15 protein-coding genes and 1 pseudogene are annotated in these 16634 nt (G+C 55.2%); 6 read left to right on the top strand and 10 right to left on the bottom strand.

Annotated elements, in window-relative coordinates; all coding sequences use genetic code 11:
- Window positions 1-110: 110 nt before the first annotated feature.
- The 5 genes from ACVWXZ_RS11050 to ACVWXZ_RS11030 all read right to left on the bottom strand — a co-directional run bounded on the left by ACVWXZ_RS11050 (window position 111) and on the right by ACVWXZ_RS11030 (window position 4957).
- Window positions 111-515, bottom strand: coding sequence for a universal stress protein (locus tag ACVWXZ_RS11050; protein WP_414357691.1), 405 nt, complete (start codon window positions 513-515; stop codon window positions 111-113).
- Between the two features lie 215 nt (window positions 516-730).
- Window positions 731-1522: an alpha/beta fold hydrolase gene (locus ACVWXZ_RS11045; RefSeq protein WP_457404068.1), complete on the bottom strand. Its 792-nt coding sequence runs from the start codon at window positions 1520-1522 to the stop codon at window positions 731-733.
- Window positions 1523-1711: 189 nt separating this feature from the next.
- Window positions 1712-3292: a chlorophyll a/b binding light-harvesting protein gene (locus ACVWXZ_RS11040; RefSeq protein ID WP_414374509.1), complete on the bottom strand. Its 1581-nt coding sequence runs from the start codon at window positions 3290-3292 to the stop codon at window positions 1712-1714.
- Window positions 3293-3339: 47 nt separating this feature from the next.
- On the bottom strand, window positions 3340-3849 hold the full coding sequence (fldA, locus tag ACVWXZ_RS11035) for a flavodoxin FldA (protein ID WP_414381563.1): 510 nt from the start codon (window positions 3847-3849) through the stop codon (window positions 3340-3342).
- A 73-nt stretch (window positions 3850-3922) separates the two neighbouring features.
- A complete protein-coding gene (locus tag ACVWXZ_RS11030; protein WP_011433842.1) occupies window positions 3923-4957 on the bottom strand; it encodes a chlorophyll a/b binding light-harvesting protein in 1035 nt (344 codons plus the stop codon).
- Between the two features lie 390 nt (window positions 4958-5347).
- On the opposite strand from ACVWXZ_RS11030, the gene ACVWXZ_RS11025 reads away from it, so the two are divergent.
- Both ACVWXZ_RS11025 and ACVWXZ_RS11020 read left to right on the top strand, forming a co-directional pair.
- Entirely contained in the window at window positions 5348-6580 is a 1233-nt protein-coding gene (locus ACVWXZ_RS11025) for an imelysin family protein (RefSeq protein WP_011433843.1), read from the top strand.
- 45 nt (window positions 6581-6625) lie between these two features.
- Window positions 6626-7999, top strand: coding sequence for a di-heme oxidoreductase family protein (locus tag ACVWXZ_RS11020; RefSeq protein WP_011433844.1), 1374 nt, complete (start codon window positions 6626-6628; stop codon window positions 7997-7999).
- Here ACVWXZ_RS11020 and ACVWXZ_RS11015 read toward each other — a convergent pair.
- Window positions 7996-8670 (bottom strand): Fe2+-dependent dioxygenase, encoded by a 675-nt coding sequence (locus ACVWXZ_RS11015; RefSeq protein WP_011431398.1) that lies wholly within the window; start codon window positions 8668-8670, stop codon window positions 7996-7998. The genes ACVWXZ_RS11020 and ACVWXZ_RS11015 overlap by 4 nt on opposite strands.
- A 133-nt stretch (window positions 8671-8803) precedes the next feature.
- On the opposite strand from ACVWXZ_RS11015, the gene ACVWXZ_RS11010 reads away from it, so the two are divergent.
- On the top strand, window positions 8804-9691 hold the full coding sequence (locus ACVWXZ_RS11010; RefSeq protein WP_228375352.1) for a TVP38/TMEM64 family protein: 888 nt from the start codon (window positions 8804-8806) through the stop codon (window positions 9689-9691).
- On the opposite strand, the gene ACVWXZ_RS11005 is transcribed toward ACVWXZ_RS11010, so the two are convergent.
- Together ACVWXZ_RS11005 and ACVWXZ_RS11000 are read right to left on the bottom strand one after the other, a co-directional pair.
- A complete protein-coding gene (locus tag ACVWXZ_RS11005; protein WP_011433845.1) occupies window positions 9688-10020 on the bottom strand; it encodes a cupin domain-containing protein in 333 nt (110 codons plus the stop codon). The genes ACVWXZ_RS11010 and ACVWXZ_RS11005 overlap by 4 nt on opposite strands.
- Window positions 10020-10796, bottom strand: a complete 777-nt coding sequence (locus ACVWXZ_RS11000) for an SAM-dependent methyltransferase (protein ID WP_414358094.1) — start codon at window positions 10794-10796, stop codon at window positions 10020-10022. Before ACVWXZ_RS11000 ends, ACVWXZ_RS11005 begins: the two co-directional genes overlap by 1 nt.
- A 74-nt stretch (window positions 10797-10870) precedes the next feature.
- Between ACVWXZ_RS11000 and ACVWXZ_RS10995 the strand changes: the two are divergent.
- Window positions 10871-11825, top strand: a pseudogene (locus ACVWXZ_RS10995) (IS630-like element ISSoc15 family transposase).
- 114 nt (window positions 11826-11939) lie between these two features.
- Here the strand turns inward: ACVWXZ_RS10995 and ACVWXZ_RS10990 are convergent.
- On the bottom strand, window positions 11940-12602 hold the full coding sequence (locus ACVWXZ_RS10990) for a DUF3386 domain-containing protein (RefSeq protein ID WP_011431401.1): 663 nt from the start codon (window positions 12600-12602) through the stop codon (window positions 11940-11942).
- A gap of 326 nt (window positions 12603-12928) precedes the next feature.
- Between ACVWXZ_RS10990 and mutL the strand changes: the two genes are divergently transcribed.
- Window positions 12929-14665: a DNA mismatch repair endonuclease MutL gene (gene mutL / locus ACVWXZ_RS10985; RefSeq protein WP_457404066.1), complete on the top strand. Its 1737-nt coding sequence runs from the start codon at window positions 12929-12931 to the stop codon at window positions 14663-14665.
- Between the two features lie 36 nt (window positions 14666-14701).
- Window positions 14702-15553 carry a vitamin K epoxide reductase family protein gene (locus tag ACVWXZ_RS10980; RefSeq protein WP_457404064.1) on the top strand — a complete coding sequence of 284 codons (852 nt, stop codon included), beginning with the start codon at window positions 14702-14704 and terminating at the stop codon, window positions 15551-15553.
- Here ACVWXZ_RS10980 and ACVWXZ_RS10975 read toward each other — a convergent pair.
- Window positions 15529-16587, bottom strand: coding sequence for a diguanylate cyclase (locus tag ACVWXZ_RS10975; RefSeq protein ID WP_457404062.1), 1059 nt, complete (start codon window positions 16585-16587; stop codon window positions 15529-15531). The two genes, ACVWXZ_RS10980 and ACVWXZ_RS10975, sit on opposite strands and share 25 nt — an antisense overlap.
- Between the last annotated feature and the right edge of the window lie 47 nt (window positions 16588-16634).

The raw sequence follows: 16634 nt of genomic DNA, 5'->3' as shown, positions 1-16634 counted from the left end.
CACATGGCCGGCACTGCGTTTTTAAAGGGCGTCGGCTACGGTCGGCGCTATCCTTCCCCGCCCTGAAGGACGGGGCTTGCCGCGCCTTTTGGTCAATGGGATCCCTCTCCTCAGGGCACGACCAACACCGGGCAGGGGGCAAGATCGATCACGCGGTGGCTGACAGAGTTATTCTGCCCCTCTCCGGAGAGGGTGAGGCCGCGGGATCCCATTACAATTAGGCTAATCTCCAGCTCGTCTGCCACATCACAGATGACAAAAGGCACCTTTCCCTCTCGATACTCACTCTTGACGCTGTTGAGGCCGATTTGATGCAGGCCAGACTCCGTTTGCTTGAGCAGGTTGTGGATGTTTTGCCGAGCTTGTTCCGCCCTCTCCGCGTCCAGCTCCGCGGCATCCAGTACAGAGAGCAAGTACACCTGACTTTTGTAGCGCTGCGCTATGTCTGCCACCAAGGGCAAGGCGTGGCTGGTCTCACGCGAGTTGTCGATGGGAAAGAGCAGCTTGTCGAACATAGTCGCGGATTCCGCGGTCAAGCCCATTCCCTATCCAAGTTGGGGGCTTGCCCTATTCTATCAATTTTACCGGGAGCTCAATGGCCTCATTCCACCCCTGCCCGTTTTCCTGTTGTCAGGGGCTCCACCTGGGCTGCTTCGCCCTAGCTGCAAACGGAGCTCCTCTGCTGTTTGGATGAGTAGCCATTCTATCATCCCGCGAAAGTCCAGCCGCCCTAAGCCATGCTGGGCTGAAGTTTACGCAATTCCTGCCAAAAATCCATTATTTTCAGATTGACCAAACTTGGAAAAGAATAATGAAAAAAATGTCGCCCCCCAGGGCAAAACCACATTTGATCCCCTGGCTTTAGGTGGTTTCTCCACTTCTCGAGCGAAGCAGGATCCACAATGGGGTCATCCTTGCTGGCGCAAACCAACATCGGCACCGACACTTTCTGGGCTGGAATCGCTATCACCTGAAATAGGGAGTGAGGTATGGGAGAAGTATCCAAATCTTTAGCCAGAGCATAGGAGAGTGAGCGTGCTCGCCACTGTTCTGAAGTAGGTAGAAGGCTCTGGGCTATACGCACCAAGAGTTGTTCCCGACTCCAGCAAAAGATTTTTCGCTGCACATAGAAATGGGCATGCCAAGTGGTAGCAGGCCAACCTCCCACGGCCAGCAAGGTCAGAGACTGTACCCGCTGTGGGTAACGGCAGGCAAAAAGATAAGCGGCCACCCCGCTCAAGCCGTGGCCGATAAGATGAACGGGTCGATCCCAAGCTTTGAGATATTCGTATAGCAGCGTGATTACAGTCTCCAGGCTACAAGGCTCATCCTGGGTTTGGTGGTACTCCCAGTATGCTATCCGAAAGCATTTCCTCAGGGATCCTAATAAAGGCTGATCAAAGAGCTTGAGACTGGGAGAAATGCCCAGATACAGGGCCTCAAAAGCGAGCGCAGAAGCGGAGCTTAAACTCATATTCGCTATTCCATCTCGACTGTTAAAACCATCAAGGCTGCTAGCCAAACAAAAGATCTACAAAGTCCAGTAGCCAGAAACCAACCGGCAAAGTGCGGTTGAACCATGCAATTGTGAACAGTGCAATTGCCATTGGAAAATGCGGCCCAAAGGATCCGAGCCGATCTGGATAGAGGAGAGGGGACAATACCCCTCTCCTTTCTGCAGATCCCCGAACCAGGGAGCCTCAAACCTCATTCACAGCCCAGGCAAAATCTGGGCCAACACGTCCGCACTGTTCAGGAGCATGTAGGCAAACAGGGCACCGCCAACGCCGCCCACCAGAAACCCTCCCGCCAACTGGCTCCAGCCGGCACGGGTGCGCAAGTTTTCGGGCAAGTCCTCCGATCCTGCCGGTACTCGCACCGGCTGAGGGGATCCCTGCGATTCCGCCATCAGTTGCACTCCCGGCGTCGGATAGGCCACCTCTCCATAGGGGGTGTTCACCACCGCCACCAGCCGCGAGCGCGGAAAAGAGACTCGTCCATAGATCGAAAGACAAACCGTTAGGATCAGCACCAGACCAATGGCCGCCAGCGTACCTGCCGTCAGGGCTTGCTCCGAATTCCGCAGCGGACTCAACTTGTAAAACGGCCCCACCAGGAAGTACCCATGGGCCATGCCGATCTCCAAACCGCGCAGGAAAGGCGACAAGCCCTCCCGGTAGATGGGCAGGTTTTGCAGCAGCAGCAGGGTGAGATCGCCCTGGTTTACCGGCGTGTCCAAGTTGCCCACCTGGGGATCTGTGGCTCGCACCCAGCCCCCGCGCTGGAAGTCAAAGCCGCTGGCCGCCGCCCGCGCCCGGATGGCATGCCAGATGTGCCCCGCCAAAAACAGGATCCCCAAGACAAAGTGGGCTGTAGCCAACCAGGTACGGCTGCTTACAATTCCCCTTTCGTCAGCGGCCAGCCCCAGCGGCCCGTAAAAAGCCGCAGGGTAGGCGATCTCATTGACGCTGACAAAATAGGCCGCCAAGATGCCCATGTAAGCCAGGGCCCCCAGGCTGTAGGAGAGGTAGGCTTCGCCCGAGTAGATCAAGACTTGCTTGGCCCAGGCAAAGGGGCGCGTGGCTATGTGCCACCATCCCCCCAGCACGCAGAGCAGGCCCACGTAGATGTGTCCCCCCACCAGGTCTTCCAGGTTGTCCACGGCGGCCATGCCCTGCTGACCCATCAGCGGCGTCAAGTAGGCGAAGATCCGCAGCGGATTGAGGGTGGGATCCGCAACGATCCGCACGCGGCCCAGGTTGGCATCGTACAGCCCTCCCCAAAAGAGAGCCTTGGCCACCAGCAGCCATGCACCCAGCCCCAGCAGCAGCAGGTGGATGCCGAGGATGGTGGTCATCTTGTCGTCATCTTCCCAGTCGTAGCCGAAAAACTCGGCAAAGGTTTTCCCCTTGCTCAGCACCTCTGGTCCCAAAAGGGCATGGAAGATCCCTCCTGCCCCCAGCACTGCCGAGGCAATTAGGTGCAGAACGCCCACGACAAAAAAGGGATAGGGATCCGTAACCACCCCTTCTGCGTTGACGCCGATGCCCAAGCTGGCCAGATGGGGCAACAAAATCAGCCCCTGGCTGTACATAGGTTGATTTGGATCCCAGTGGGCCACCTCGAACAAGGTCATGCCGCCGGCCCACAGCATGATCAGCCCCGCATGGGCCACGTGGGCCCCCAGCAGCTTTCCGGATAGGTTGAGCAAACGAGCATTCCCTGCCAACCAACTGACCTGAGGGGATCCCTCAGCAGAAGTAGGCGATGAAGATAGAACTGCGCCGGTCATGACAAACTCCCACAGTATCAATGACAAGTTAAGAAGCCGGGTTTGAATTACAGATTGAAGAGCGTTTTTAGTTTAGCCGTCCACTCTTTAATTCGTTTTTCCGTCAGCTCTGGTTGGTTATCTTCGTCCAGAGCAAGGCCGACAAACTCACCGTCAACCACTCCCTTAGACTCGTTGAACTCGTAGCCTTCTGTAGGCCAGGAGCCGACATTTTTGCCGCCACGCTCGGCAATTTTTTTGGCCAGGATCCCCATGGCATCTTGAAAGTTGTCGGGATAGCCCAACTGATCCCCAACTCCAAAGTAGGCTACCGTCTTACCGGAAAAATCGATCTCATCCAAATTTGGGAAAAAACCATCCCAATCAGCCTGAAGCTCCCCAATATTCCAAGTTGGACAGCCGATGATTAAGTAGTCGTACTTCTCAAAGTCCTCAATGCTGGCCTCGGCAATGTCAATTAAATCTACATTGTCTTCGCCCAGCTCTTTTTGAATCATCTCGGCAGCTCTTTCGGTATTTCCGGTTTGAGTGCCGAAAAATAGACCTATTTTTGCCATTGCTCCTACCTCGAAACTGCAAGTGCGAAGCTCAAAATCAGATGGCTAGATAGTCAATGCCTTCAGCGTGCCGTTAGGCCTGCTGTGCAGCGAGCTCTACTCTGCCGGTACGGAAATTGAATCCTCGGGCTTTCAGGGCATGGAAAAGGTGGCCCTGAAGGAAGAAAAAGGCCAGCCAAAAGTGGGCATTGGCCAGCCAAACCCTAGACGTGAGAGCCTCTCCTTGCTCAAAAAAGGGATAGCGATCCAAGCCCACCTGAAGCAGCGGCCCATAGAAAACTTCGGGATAGACCACTGGGTTAACGGCAACGAAATAGGCGGCAATAAATCCCATCAAGGCCAAAGCTCCCAAGCTGTAGGAAAGATAAGCTTCCCCAGACCAGATAAAAATCCGTTCTGCCCAGGCAAAAGGCTTGGTCGCGATATGCCAAACCCCACCTGACACCAGGAGCAAGCCCAGCCAGAGGTGGCCGCCCACCACGTCTTCTAAAGTGTCCACCCCGGCGATCCAGTGGCGCCCTTCTATGCCCAACAGGTGGCCAAAGGGGTTCCAGTTGGGAGACACCAGGCGCACCTCTCCTGCCACCGGGTCGAACAAGCCGCCAAACACCACTGCCTTGAGCACCAAAAGCCAGGCTCCCAATCCCAGCAGCACCAGGTGGATCCCTAGGATGGTGGTCATCTTGTTTTTGTCTTGCCAGTCGTAGCTAAACAGGGGAAAGGCTTTGGGATCCAGCACCGCCGGCCCGCGCAGGGCATGAAAAATGCCGCCAAACCCCAAAAAGGCAGAGCTGATGAGGTGGATCGCTCCCACCGCAAAGTAGATATCCGTATCCAGGACTTCCCCGCCGGATCCCACCCCCAGCCCCAAGCTGGCCAGGTGGGGCAAGAGAATCAGCCCCTGCTCATACATCGGTCGGCTGGGGTCAAACTTGGCCAACTCGATCAGGGTCATCGCCCCTGCCCAGAGAACGATCAGCCCGGCATGGGCCACATGCGCCCCCAGCAGCCGGCCAGAAAGATCGGTCAAACGGGCGTTGCCCGCCCACCACGGGATCTGTTGTTGCGAGCTAGATCCCCCTTCTTGCTTGAGTGTCGTCGCTGTCATCTCCGCTCCTCTTGCGTTTCTAAACAAGCTTTTCTAGGAAAAGGCCAGAGACCTTGCCCCAGGCCCGCCTCTGGCCGCACGGACACATCCTTTCGAGACACGTAACCAACTGTTGAGAGTAAATCTCAACAGCGAGCTGTGACCTACTCTAGGCTTCTTGCAAACAAATATCAATGTCTTTAGAGTTAAGTTTTGTTAAGAGTCGGACTTGTATCCGCCCATAGCCCCACCTGGGGAAGCTGCAGATGGAAGCTGGCCCGCAGAGGGACGAGCCGGGCGATCCGGTGGCAGCCGGTGATAAAAATCTCTCCCTTCTTAAGATTGAGTCGCAATAGCTGGATTACAATCAAGCCAAAGTTGGCCAAGTCGAGGGCAAAGGAGTCGGAGGAGATGTCGAGGTATCTGAAGCTGTGGACGGGGATAGGGCTTTATGTTCTGGTCAGCGGGGCCGCTTGCGGGGAAACCCAAAAGGATCCCTCGGCTGCGGGCGGCGGGGATCCACCGGCCCTGAGCCAGGCTTCGCCTCAGCAGGCAGCTCAAATGAACCCGGAGTGTCGGCCTATCCCGGTGGATGGCGGCGGCGAGGGTGGGGAAGAAGGGGCAGGCTCTCGCCGGCCAGCCGTTGTGCTCTCTCCTGAGCAGCGGTTTCAGGATCGGCAGATTTTGCTCGACTTTGCCGATCAGGTGGTGATCCCTGCCTATGAGCAGTTGGTCGCCGATACCCAGGCCCTGTCTCAGGCCATCCAGGCCTTCGTGCAAGATCCCAATGCCCAGACTTTGCAAGCGGCTCGCCAGGCTTGGTCTGTTGCCCGCATCACTTGGGAGGAGAGCGAGGCTTTTGCCTTTGGGCCGGCGGCTTATTTGGGGCTGGATGCGGATTTGGACGAATGGCCCCTGAACGAGGTGGAGGTGCTGGAAGTTCTCAACAGCGGCGATCCCCTCACTCCAGAGACCGTGGCCGAGTTGGAAAGCGGGCAAAAGGGATTTCATGCCGTGGCCTTCTTGCTCTTTGGCGTGGATAACAACAAGTCTTTGCAAGACTTTACCGAGCGGGATCGGGAGTACTTGGCTGCCCTTGGCCCAGTTTTGGCGGATACGGCGGCAAAGCTGCTCAAAAGCTGGACAGAGGGAGTGCAAGGGCTGCCTGCTTTTCGCGAAGAATGGGTAAAAGCCGGCGAGGGCAGCAAGAGTTATCTCACGCTGCAAGCTGCTGCTGAAGAAATAGCCCAAGGTATTCTCGGCATGTTGGACGAGCTGGGCAAGGTCAAAATTGGCGAAGCCTTCGCCCAGCAAAATCCTTTTCTGCTGGAAAGTCGCTTTGCCCACCATTCGCTGCCGGAGTTCCAGGCCAATGTGCGCAGCGTTCAGTATGCTTACTTGGGCGGATTTAGAGATAGAAAAGGTCGTGGCCTGAGCCAATTTGTCCGGGACATCAATCCCAATTTGGATAGTCAAATTCAGTCGGAGTTACAAGCAGCGGCGGCGGCTCTCCAGGGGATCCCTGCCCCTATCGAAAAAAGCCTTTGCGATGCCAATGCCCGTGGATCTATTACTGCCGCTATGGAAAAAATTGAAGACGCTTTCGACAGCTTTGCTCAGGAAGTTGTGCCGCTCCTGCAGTAGTAAGAAAGTCCCAAAAGAGCTGAGTTGCCGATATTTTGATAGCCGATGCGTCGTCTTCTCCAGATTTTCATGCTGGGATTGGCCTCTCTTTGGGCGGCGAGCTTTCTGGCTTTCCCCGCTGCCCCAGAGGGATCCCAGCCATTGCCCCCTCGAGCGGGTGGCGAAACAACCCTTTGGAACCGCACCTCAACAGCCTACGAGCAGCCGGCTCCCAACTTGGATCCCCGCTGGGCCAGGTTGCATGCCCTGGGGGACATCGCCTTTGAGGCTCGCTTCGTCACCGCTCCGGCGCCTGTTAACCCCGGCCTTGGGCCTCTGTTCAACAACAACTCCTGCGCCGGTTGTCATGTTAAAAACGGCCGAGGTTTTCCTGACAAGGGGCAGCGGGTCGTCAGAGTCAGCCAGGTTGGATCCCTGGATAGAAGCGGGGATCCCCAGCCTTTTGGATGGGAGGCCATTGCTCCTCATAGCAACACTCCCCCTGTGGCCGGCATCGGCACGCAGGTTCAAGAAAAGGCCGTTCGGGGCTATCGGCCAGAGGCCAAGGTGGAGTTGCACTGGGTAGAGCAGACCAGAGAGTACGCCGACGGAACTCCCTACAGGCTGCGTTCTCCTGTTGTAAAGCTGTTAACTCTGGAGGGATCGCCCATCGATCCTGTCCTCATCTCCCTGCGGATCCCCCAGCCGGTGTTTGGAGCGGGCCTACTGGAGGCCGTTCCCGCTTCTAGGATCCTGGCAGCAGCCGATCCTGACGACGCCGATGGGGATGGCATCTCTGGCCGCCCCAACTTGGTTTGGGATCAAGAGCAGCAGCGTCTGGTGCTGGGACGGTTTGGTTGGAAAGCCAATACCCCCAACCTCAGGCAACAAACTGCGGCCGCCTACGCCAACGACATGGGTGTCACGAATCCTCTTTTTCCGGCCGCGGATGGCAGCCAAGATATCGACGAGGCCACTCTCCAAGCGACAACCGTTTACGTGCAAACCCTGGCCGTGCCTGGCCGCGCCCTTTGGCAGGATCCCCAAGTTCAGCGAGGGGAAAAGCTCTTCGTCCAAGCCCAATGCGCCAAGTGTCACCGACCAGAGCTACAAACCGGCATTCATGAGATCCCTGCCCTGGCCAACCAAGTCATCCACCCCTACACCGATTTGCTGTTGCATGACATGGGCGAAGGACTAGCAGATGGCCGCGCTGACTTCGAGGCCACGGGCCGAGAATGGCGCACCCCCCCTTTGTGGGGCATCGGCTTGTCGCAGACAGTTCTGCCCTCCTCCGGCTATTTGCACGATGGCCGCGCCCGCAGCCTCGAGGAGGCCATTCTCTGGCATGGGGGAGAAGCTGAACGCTCCCGCGAGATCTTTAAAAATATGGCTGCTGAAGACAGAGAAGCCCTGCTCTATTTTCTTCGATCCCTCTAGAGCTCTGCCCATTTCCGCAGCAGGTTCGCGTAAACTTTGGAGATCAAATCAAAGTGGCGTGTCTTGCCCGATTCCTGAAACATCTGCTGCCGCACAGTCTGTAAATCAAAGAGGATCTCGCGTTCTTGCGGATCCCTAATTAGGCTTTGAACCCAACTGACGGCAGCATAGCGGATCCCACGGGTTACAGGCTCAACTCGGTGCAAGGTGGAAGCAGGATAGAGGATCAAAGCACCCGCCGGCAGCTTGTAGGCTTGCTCCCCCTCGCTACTCTCGATCTTCAGCTCACCGCCATCATAGTCTTCAGGGGCACTTAGAAATAGCGTAAAGGAAATATCCGTGCGCATCAGCTGATGCCGATCGAGCATCAGCGCATCGTCGGTATGAGTGCCATAGGACATTCCCGCTTCGTAGCAGCTAATTAAAATGGAATGAATGAGCTTGGGCCGGGCAGCCATCTGGAACAACAAATTACGCTCTAGAGCTGCCAAGATAATCTCCTCTATCTTCCGTTGCTGAAGGGATCCCTTTGGCATTTGCCTATTGTTTTTGACAAGCCTGGCATTCCAGCCTGCCGTCAGAGCACCATCCACAAATTCAGCATCGGCTATGAGGGACAGAATCTGTTGCAATTCTGCTAAACTAAGAACATCGCCAATACACAAGATCATTATCAACCTCTAAAAAGCAAAATACATGACACTTTCTACACTAGCAAAACAAGCCTTATGAAAATCATGCCTACTTCGAGCATCCCTCGGAAACCTTAAGCATCTAGCAGAGAAAGTAGAGATCTTTTGCCCTATGCAGCCACCTTCTGGTATTCGACAAAAAGAGCTCTGCGAGCTATTGGGCTTAGACTACAAGGCTGTTGCCACCGAGGCAAAGCGTCTGGGCTTGAGCACACATGCCTATCTGCAACAGAAAACAGGTTGGATCCTGAAGGATGAACTCTATTATCCGCCCGGCACTACCTTTGACAAGTCAGCAGATGGCGAGTCAGTAGGATCGTCCCCTACCCCCTCAGAGGATTTGTCCTCTAGCAGCAAAATCAATTCCAGAAAAAGGAAAGACATCCTCTCACTGCTGTTGTTGCTTGTTGTCCTGTTAGCTGCCATCTTGCTGGCCCGTCGCTTAGATCCAGAGGCAACTCGAGAATTTATAGCAAAACTAGGCCCCTGGGCACCCCTTGCCCTGATTGGATTACGCTCCCTGAGTATTATTATTCCTGCCATACCCAGCACCCTTTACTCCATCTTGGCAGGAGCCCTCTTTGGATTTGGATCGGGAATCCTTTACATTGCAATTGCTGATTTTATCTCTTGTACACTTAACTTCTACCTAGCCAGAAAGTTTGGTAGAGACCTAGTACAGCGAGTAGTTGGGCGACAATGGATGTACAAAGTCGATGCCCTTTCAGCTAACTATCTGGAAAACAATATTTTTCTTACAGCTGGTTTTTTAATGACGGGCCTATTCGACTTTGTCGCCTACGCCGCCGGCCTAACCCAAATAAAATGGCAGAACTTTCTTCTCGCCCTAGCTTTGGGCATTGCCGTCTCTACACCCCCAGTAGTGGCTCTGGGGGCAGGGATCCTAGAGCAGGGAAGGTGGCTGCTGGGCTTTGCTTTGCTGGGAATGTTTGCTTTGGCGATGTTAAGCGGCTGGCTGAGTAAAAGGCGGCGTTCTTAACTTGCCTTTGATAAAGTCAGAACAAAAGCAAGGTCAGCAGTGGCTTCTAACTCATGGGGAACATTTGCCGAAATTAAGACAAATATGCCCGGAGATAGAGAGATCTTCTCACCTGCAAGGGTTAAGACTCCAGTTCCTTCAATGACGTGGAGAGTAGCGTCCCTTGTGGAGGTATGCTCGGAAATACTTGTGCCTCCCGCCATACAGAAAAGAGTATGTTGGCAGACTTCACTTTTCCAAATGATCTTGCTGAGAACTCCTTCCACAGAATAAGCAATGTGATCTTTGAGCTGCAAAAAAGGTGACTCAGGGGAGACAAGAGACATCATTAAGCCTCCTTCTTGGCAATCAGTATGATGTAGCCTAGGTTATTTCGATATCGGCTAAAGATTTGCTTCATAGATAAGATCCGCTGCCGGATTACAGGACGTGTAAGCACATTCCACACCATAGTTAAGAGCGTCGGCAATCCTTCCTCTGTAGCAATAGCAACGGGATTGAGCAAAGTTAAGGGGCCGGTGGCATACTGGACAACCGTAAGATTTGCTTGCTGAACAGTTGCAAGCCAGCTGTCAGTAGATAAAGGATTGGCATTGACATGGATTACGGAGGATAACTCCTTGCGGATAGCGTCGCTGTTGGATCCCTCAACTCGCAGCTCATGGCTGAGGAACTTACCCCCTGGCTTGAGGCAATTGTAAATCCCTGACAAAATCTTAGATTTTCCTGCATCGGACTGCATTGTTAAAATAGCTTCCGCCAAGACATAGTCAAATTTCTGATCGATTTGATCTAGGTGAAAGATATCGCCCTCGAGGATCTCAACTTGGCCGGCTAGCCCTGCTGCAGAAACATTAGCGCGAGTGCGAGCAATGTTATCTGGATTTTTCTCAATGCCGGTAACATGTATGCCATAGCGCTTTGCCAATCGAATAGCCGTGTAGCCAAGGCCTGAGGCAAGTTCCAGCACAGTTTCTCCTCGACGGAACTCGGCAAACTTGAAGAGCCGTTCGGTAGCGCCAAAGCCCCCCGGTCGAAGTGCCTTTTTACCTGCCGCAGCCAGTACCTGGTGTCCAGGTGCATTTTTTGAGTCCAGCTTAGACATAGGTAACTCCAAAAAAGATACAGCCTTTTAATTTAAAATAGGGTACAGGTATTCAAGAGGAAGGAGAGAAAGGAATGCCGACTCATTCTTTGGATTTGCGGCAAAGAGTTGTAGCAGCCTATCAGGCAGGTAACACCTCCATCCGCCAGGTAGCTAAACGCTTCATGGTGACCAAAAGAACAGTACACCGCTGGGTGCGTCAGTACCAACAAACTTAAGATTTAGCCCCTAAGAAAGCAGGCACCAAGCGAGTGGGCATTTTGGAACAACATCGGCAGGAAGTGATGGCAATTATTACAGAACACCCAGACTTCTACCTGTGGCAGTATCAAGAACTGTTGCGCGAGCGCTTAGGAATCAATGTAAGCATCGTCACGATACATAATTTCTTGAAAAAGCAAGGAATGACTCTAAAAAAAAGACCTACCGCAGTGCAAAAGTCAAAGAAGAGGAGGTGCAAAGGGAACGACTAGCTTATAGTCAAGAAGTCAGGAATATTCCAGCGGAGGATTTGATTGCCATCGACCAGACGGGAGTCTGGGAGGGAATGGAGCGGAGAGTATCTCGGAGTTTACGTGGTCAAAGGGCTTATCATTATCGTCAGAGATACAAGGGTGAAAAGTATACGGTTATTGGAGCTATTTCCTTGAGAGGTGTAGTTGGCTGTCGTGTCATCAAGGGTGGGATGAAGAAAGGAGATTTGGAGATTTTTTGGAGTTTTTGAGAAGCGAGCTATGTCCGAAGCTAGATGCGAGGAAGGTTGTGATTATGGACAATTTAAATATCCACAAGAGTCGGGAAGTTGAGGAATTGATTAGGGGGACAGGAGCACGAATCCTATACCTGCCTGTGTATGCGCCGGAGTTGAATCCCATTGAGATGATGTGGTCGGTGTTGAAGCATTTTATTCGGCAGCTTTGCAGAATTGGGAAATATAGCATGGAGCAGATAGTGAAGACTTCTTTACTACTGATCAATCCATCCTCCTTCCGAAGTTGGTTTGCTAAGTGCTGCTATTGTACCCCTTGAGCCCTTAACAGGCTGTACCCTGTGGCCATCTGTTTTGAGCTTGGCTGTGAGCACCTCATCACCTTCTATAATGAGAGATGCCCACAGCCGCAAAGAAAAACTTATTTTTCTCAGCTATTCGAAAAATCGAATATTAGAGAAGAGGAAAAGTTGAGGGGATGAACTTTTTTGGCCATCCTGCTCTTCCCAAATTCTTCTCTCAACCAGAATCCAATACCGACCTATTTTTTGATAACGATCTTCGTAGATCATCTTTGCTTGAGTTTTTTCTCCAGTTCCTGGGCTACAATACTCAGCAGTGTAGTGAGTGGGTAGGTAGCCCTCACCTGTATCGTAAAACTCTTGAACTGAGACTGTAATTGTCCGATTGGCAAGATGGCGATGTACCATTTGAATGTGCTTGCCCTGAACCCAGTACCTATCGGTAGAAGATAAGCCCGAAACAAGAACTTCAGTGATGTCTGAATTTTGTGGCTCTCCATAGGCAAAGGTGTGGCCACCGTGTTCCTCGTCGAAGGAATGACGAACGCGATGCACCATGACTTCCCACATCTGTTCCCGTATTTTCTGGCGGATCTCCTCGTCCTCGACGCCGGCAACATCGATCTTCATGTTGCGGTCAATACTCACAACTCCTGAGAAGGAGAGGCTGCTGTCACCTTCTTTGGGAAAGTAGGTTATCTCAGCTCGGTAGCCAGGAAAGTCTTTGTCCCAGGTGTAGCGATTCTCAAAAGCCTCCTTGAATAGCTCTCGGGCCGGAGCTTGCTGTGCTGCCATAATCTCCTCCTTAATGAGAAATTTTACTATTTAAATCCTAGTAGAGGCTGATGGCTGGCCTTGGGATTTTAAGGTTTCCTTATGACTGGCCACCCGCTCAGCTCTCTTGTTCTCGAAGTTTCTCGAAGTTCTTGGCGGTTACCGATGGGCAGGAAGGCGGAACCTCAATCCTTCACTTGGCCTGAGGGGAGCCTTGAAGTTAATGAAAACCATTGGCAAGGCGCTGTCCACTGGCAACAGAGGGAGAGAGCTAAGCTAAAGCTCGGCGCTGTTGGCCTTTTGGCGACAAGCTGGCAGGAAGAGAGTCTGCTTTCTCAACTCACTCCATGTCCAAAATCCAACCCCTGAACCCAGAGCGGATCGCCCAGATGGCCGCGGGAGAGGTGATCGACTCGCTGGGGGCTGCTCTGCGGGAATTGCTGGAAAATGCCCTCGATGCCCAGGCCACCCGAATTCAAGTGGAGATCTGGCCGACTCGCTGGCAGGTGCGGGTGGGGGATAACGGCCAAGGGATCCCCGCTTCGGAGCTGGAGCAGGTGGCCCGTCGCCACACCACCAGCAAGTTGGACGGTTGCAGCCTGGGGTTTCGGGGCGAAGCCTTGCACAGCCTGGCCCGGCTGGGATCCCTGACCATTCAGACCCGCCACGCTGACGATGCCCACGGCTGGCTGGCCACCTACGACCGCCAAGGGGAGCTGGCCCACCAGCAGCCGGCAGCCACTGCCTCGGGAACGGTGGTCACGGTTGCGGATTTGTTTGCCGACTGGCCTCTGCGCCGTCGGGCTTTGCCCCAAACTCGCCCGCTCCTGACCCTGGTGCAAAATGCGGCCCTAGCCCATCCCTGGGTCAGTTGGCAGGTGCATCAGGAAGGGCAATTGCTGCTCAGCCTCTGGCCGGGAAAATCTCTGCAAGATCTGCTGCTGCAGGTGTTGCCGCAGTTGGATCCCACGGATCTGCGCTATCGGCGGATCCAGGATGGGGATAGCGATTGGGAAGTGGTGCTGGGCCTGCCGGATCGCCTGCATCGCCCCCACCCCGATTGGATCCGTGTGGCCGTAAACGGACGGTTTGTGCAGATGCCCGACTGGCAACGGCTGATCCAGTCGGTTTTTCACCACGCATTGCCCCGCCACCGCCATCCGCTGGTGGTTGTTCACCTGCGCCTGCCCCCAGAACAGGTGGATTGGAACCGTCATCCTGCCAAAAGCGAGCTCTACCTGGAGAATCTGACGGCCCGCCAGGAGCAGTTGCGCCAACACCTGCACTCCCTTCTGCAATTGGGATCCGGGCAAGCCAGCCGCCGCTCTGTGCATCTGATCCGGGCCAGCGAGGCCAAGGTGGTCTATCGAGTCTCGCCCGATCTCCAGAGCCATCTTCCTCCCTCTGACCGGCCAACTTCTCCCTTGCCTCCCCTCAGGGCGCTGGCCCAACTGCATCGGATCTACATCTTGGCGGAGCATCCCCAGGGGCTATGGCTGGTGGAGCAGCACCTGGCCCACGAGCGAGTTCGCTATGAGTACATCCGGCAGCATTGGCAACTGGTAGCACCGGAGACGCCCATAACGCTGCAAGGACTATCGCCCCAAGCCCTGGAGCGGTTGGAGCAGTTGGGGCTGGAGCCGGAACCCTTCGGCCCCAATACCCATCTCATTCGACGCCTCCCTTTGGCTTTGGAGTCGGAAGATCCAGAAGAGGTGCAGGGATCCCTGCTAGAGCTCAGCCGCTGTCAAGATTTGCAGGCAGCTCAGGTGGCGGTGGCCTGTCGAGGGGCCTTGCGCAATGGGATCCCACTGACCCTGGAGCAGATGCAAAAGCTGTTGGAAGCCTGGCAGCGCACCGCCAATCCCCACACTTGCCCTCATGGTCGCCCGGTCTACCTGGCCCTGGCAGAAAAAGATCTGGCCCGTTACTTCCGCCGCCGTTGGGGCCTCTGCGACCGGCCTATCTCCGACTCCAAACTGGGATCCCTATGGGAGCTGGATCCGCTGGGAGACAGGTTTGCCGCCCAGGTGCGCTCTTCTGCGTCGGATCCCACGGACGAGCCCAGCTCCACCCCACTATAATCGGGGGTGTCCAACTGCTGAAACCCCTGAAACTCCATGGCTTCTTATCTCAAACTCAAAGCCCAAGAAGAGACCTGGCTGCAGCGCCATTCCCGTCTGATCTTGGCGATCCTGGCCGGCCTGGGATCCCTGTTGACGGCCTATCTCACCTACACCAAGCTGACGGAGCAGCCCGCTGCCTTCTGCACGGGGGATGGGGGGTGTGACCTGGTGCTCTCCAGCCGTTGGGCAGAGTTTTTGGGGATCCCGACCGCGGCTGTTGGCCTGCTGGGGTTTCTGGGAGTCTTGGCGCTGGCGGTGCTGCCGGATGGGATCCCACTGGTGAAGCGGTGGCGCTGGCCGGCCCTGTTTGGCTTGGTTTCCGCCATGACCGCCTTTGAGATGTACATGCTTTACCTGATGGTGGCGGTGCTGCGGCAATTCTGCATGTATTGCACCACCGCGATCATCTTGGTGGCAGGGCTGGGGCTGGTGACCGTGCTGGGCCACCGCTGGCTGGATGGGGGCAAGCTGGTCTTTGGCTACATTCTCATAGGCTTTCTCACATTGGTGACCACGATTGGGGTGTACGCCAACCAAGTTCCCCCGCCTAGCCCCCTGGCGGTAGGGTTGGCAGCCCACCTGCGGCAGATCGGCGGCACCATGTACGGTGCCTATTGGTGCCCCCATTGTCAAGATCAGAAAGAGCTGTTCGGGGCAGCTTTCGACCAAGTGCCCTACGTGGAGTGCTCCCCCAACGGCCCCGGCACTCCCCAAGCTCAAGAATGCACAGAAGCGGGGATCACCAGCTATCCCACCTGGATCATCAATGGCCGCACCTACACAGGCGTTCGCTCTCTGGAAGCCTTAGCGGTGGCCTCTGGCTATCCGCTGGAAGAGGGCAGATAAACTCCTGGAGTCGGGATGAGGATGTGAACTCGGTTGCGCCCCGCCTGCTTGGCCTGGTAGAGCGCGCTATCCGCCTGCTGCAAGGCGGTTTCCGGTTCTGGGCAGTAGTCTTCGCTGAGCACGATCCCACCGATGCTGATGGTAACCGGCAAGCTTCGCTTGGGGGAGATGTCAATGGGCCGTTTGGCGATAGCCTGCCGCAGAGACTCTGCGTAGCGACCACAGCGAGAGGGGCTAAGTCCGGGCGTAAGGCAAACAAATTCTTCCCCACCATAGCGGTAGAGCAGGCTGGAGGGCCGCAGTTGATTTTGCAGCCGCCCGACGATGGCCTGCAGCACACAGTCGCCGATGTAGTGGCCGTGGCTGTCGTTGATTTGCTTAAAGTGATCTACATCCATCATCAGCAGGCAGAGATAGCGGTAGCGAGCTTCCCCGCGGCCTCCCACCTGCTTGAGCAAATGGGGCAGCGCCTGATCCAGAGCTCGCCGGTTCAACGCCCCGGTCAAGGGATCCGTCAAAGACAAAGACTCCAACAACTCATTGCGGGCTCGCAATTGCCGGTTGGCCTGGGCCAAAGCTTGGGTGAGCCGCTGGAGACGTAACCCTGCCCGCACCCGCGCCCGCAGCTCCTCAGGATCGACCGGCTTGGTGATGAATTCATCCGCCCCCGCATCCAGCCCCTCTACCCGAGCCTCAACTTCAGAACGGGACGTGAGCAAAATGAAATAGACGAACTGCCCTGCTGCGGATCCCTTGAGACGGCGACAGAACTCTACCCCCGATATCTCAGGCATGACCCAGTCGCAGATCACCATGTCGGGCCACTCGCTCTCTTCCAAGCTTTGCAAGGAATCCCAAGCTGCTCGGCCGCTTTCCCAGCTTTCCACGTAGTACTGGGAGCCTGTGAGAACATTGATAATGTAGCAACGAACCACTGGGTCATCATCGACAACCCAAATGCGGGGGGTGCGAGCCGGAACAGAGCTCCAAAAGGTTTCTTCTGCTGAACCAGAAGGGTGGTACGCAGAATCCAAGCCCTCCAGATCAAGGGATGGCATAGCTAAAGAGGAATCGCCCATTG

It is taken from the genome of Thermostichus sp. MS-CIW-38, from assembly GCF_054058415.1.
The sequence above is the reverse complement of the archived record's forward strand: the minus strand, read 5'-3'. Positions and strand labels throughout refer to the sequence as shown.

What these genes read in the sequence shown, in the direction of transcription:
- ACVWXZ_RS11050 (WP_414357691.1), bottom strand. Translation starts at nt 515, where the DNA reads ATGTTCGACAAGCTGCTCTTTCCCATCGACAACTCGCGTGAGACCAGC.
- ACVWXZ_RS11040 (WP_414374509.1), bottom strand. Translation starts at nt 3,292, where the DNA reads ATGACCGGCGCAGTTCTATCTTCATCGCCTACTTCTGCTGAGGGATCC.
- fldA (WP_414381563.1), bottom strand. Translation starts at nt 3,849, where the DNA reads ATGGCAAAAATAGGTCTATTTTTCGGCACTCAAACCGGAAATACCGAA.
- ACVWXZ_RS11030 (WP_011433842.1), bottom strand. Translation starts at nt 4,957, where the DNA reads ATGACAGCGACGACACTCAAGCAAGAAGGGGGATCTAGCTCGCAACAA.
- ACVWXZ_RS11025 (WP_011433843.1), top strand. Translation starts at nt 5,348, where the DNA reads ATGTCGAGGTATCTGAAGCTGTGGACGGGGATAGGGCTTTATGTTCTG.
- ACVWXZ_RS11020 (WP_011433844.1), top strand. Translation starts at nt 6,626, where the DNA reads ATGCGTCGTCTTCTCCAGATTTTCATGCTGGGATTGGCCTCTCTTTGG.
- ACVWXZ_RS11015 (WP_011431398.1), bottom strand. Translation starts at nt 8,670, where the DNA reads ATGATCTTGTGTATTGGCGATGTTCTTAGTTTAGCAGAATTGCAACAG.
- ACVWXZ_RS11010 (WP_228375352.1), top strand. Translation starts at nt 8,804, where the DNA reads ATGCAGCCACCTTCTGGTATTCGACAAAAAGAGCTCTGCGAGCTATTG.
- ACVWXZ_RS11005 (WP_011433845.1), bottom strand. Translation starts at nt 10,020, where the DNA reads ATGATGTCTCTTGTCTCCCCTGAGTCACCTTTTTTGCAGCTCAAAGAT.
- ACVWXZ_RS11000 (WP_414358094.1), bottom strand. Translation starts at nt 10,796, where the DNA reads ATGTCTAAGCTGGACTCAAAAAATGCACCTGGACACCAGGTACTGGCT.
- ACVWXZ_RS10990 (WP_011431401.1), bottom strand. Translation starts at nt 12,602, where the DNA reads ATGGCAGCACAGCAAGCTCCGGCCCGAGAGCTATTCAAGGAGGCTTTT.
- mutL (WP_457404066.1), top strand. Translation starts at nt 12,929, where the DNA reads ATGTCCAAAATCCAACCCCTGAACCCAGAGCGGATCGCCCAGATGGCC.
- ACVWXZ_RS10980 (WP_457404064.1), top strand. Translation starts at nt 14,702, where the DNA reads ATGGCTTCTTATCTCAAACTCAAAGCCCAAGAAGAGACCTGGCTGCAG.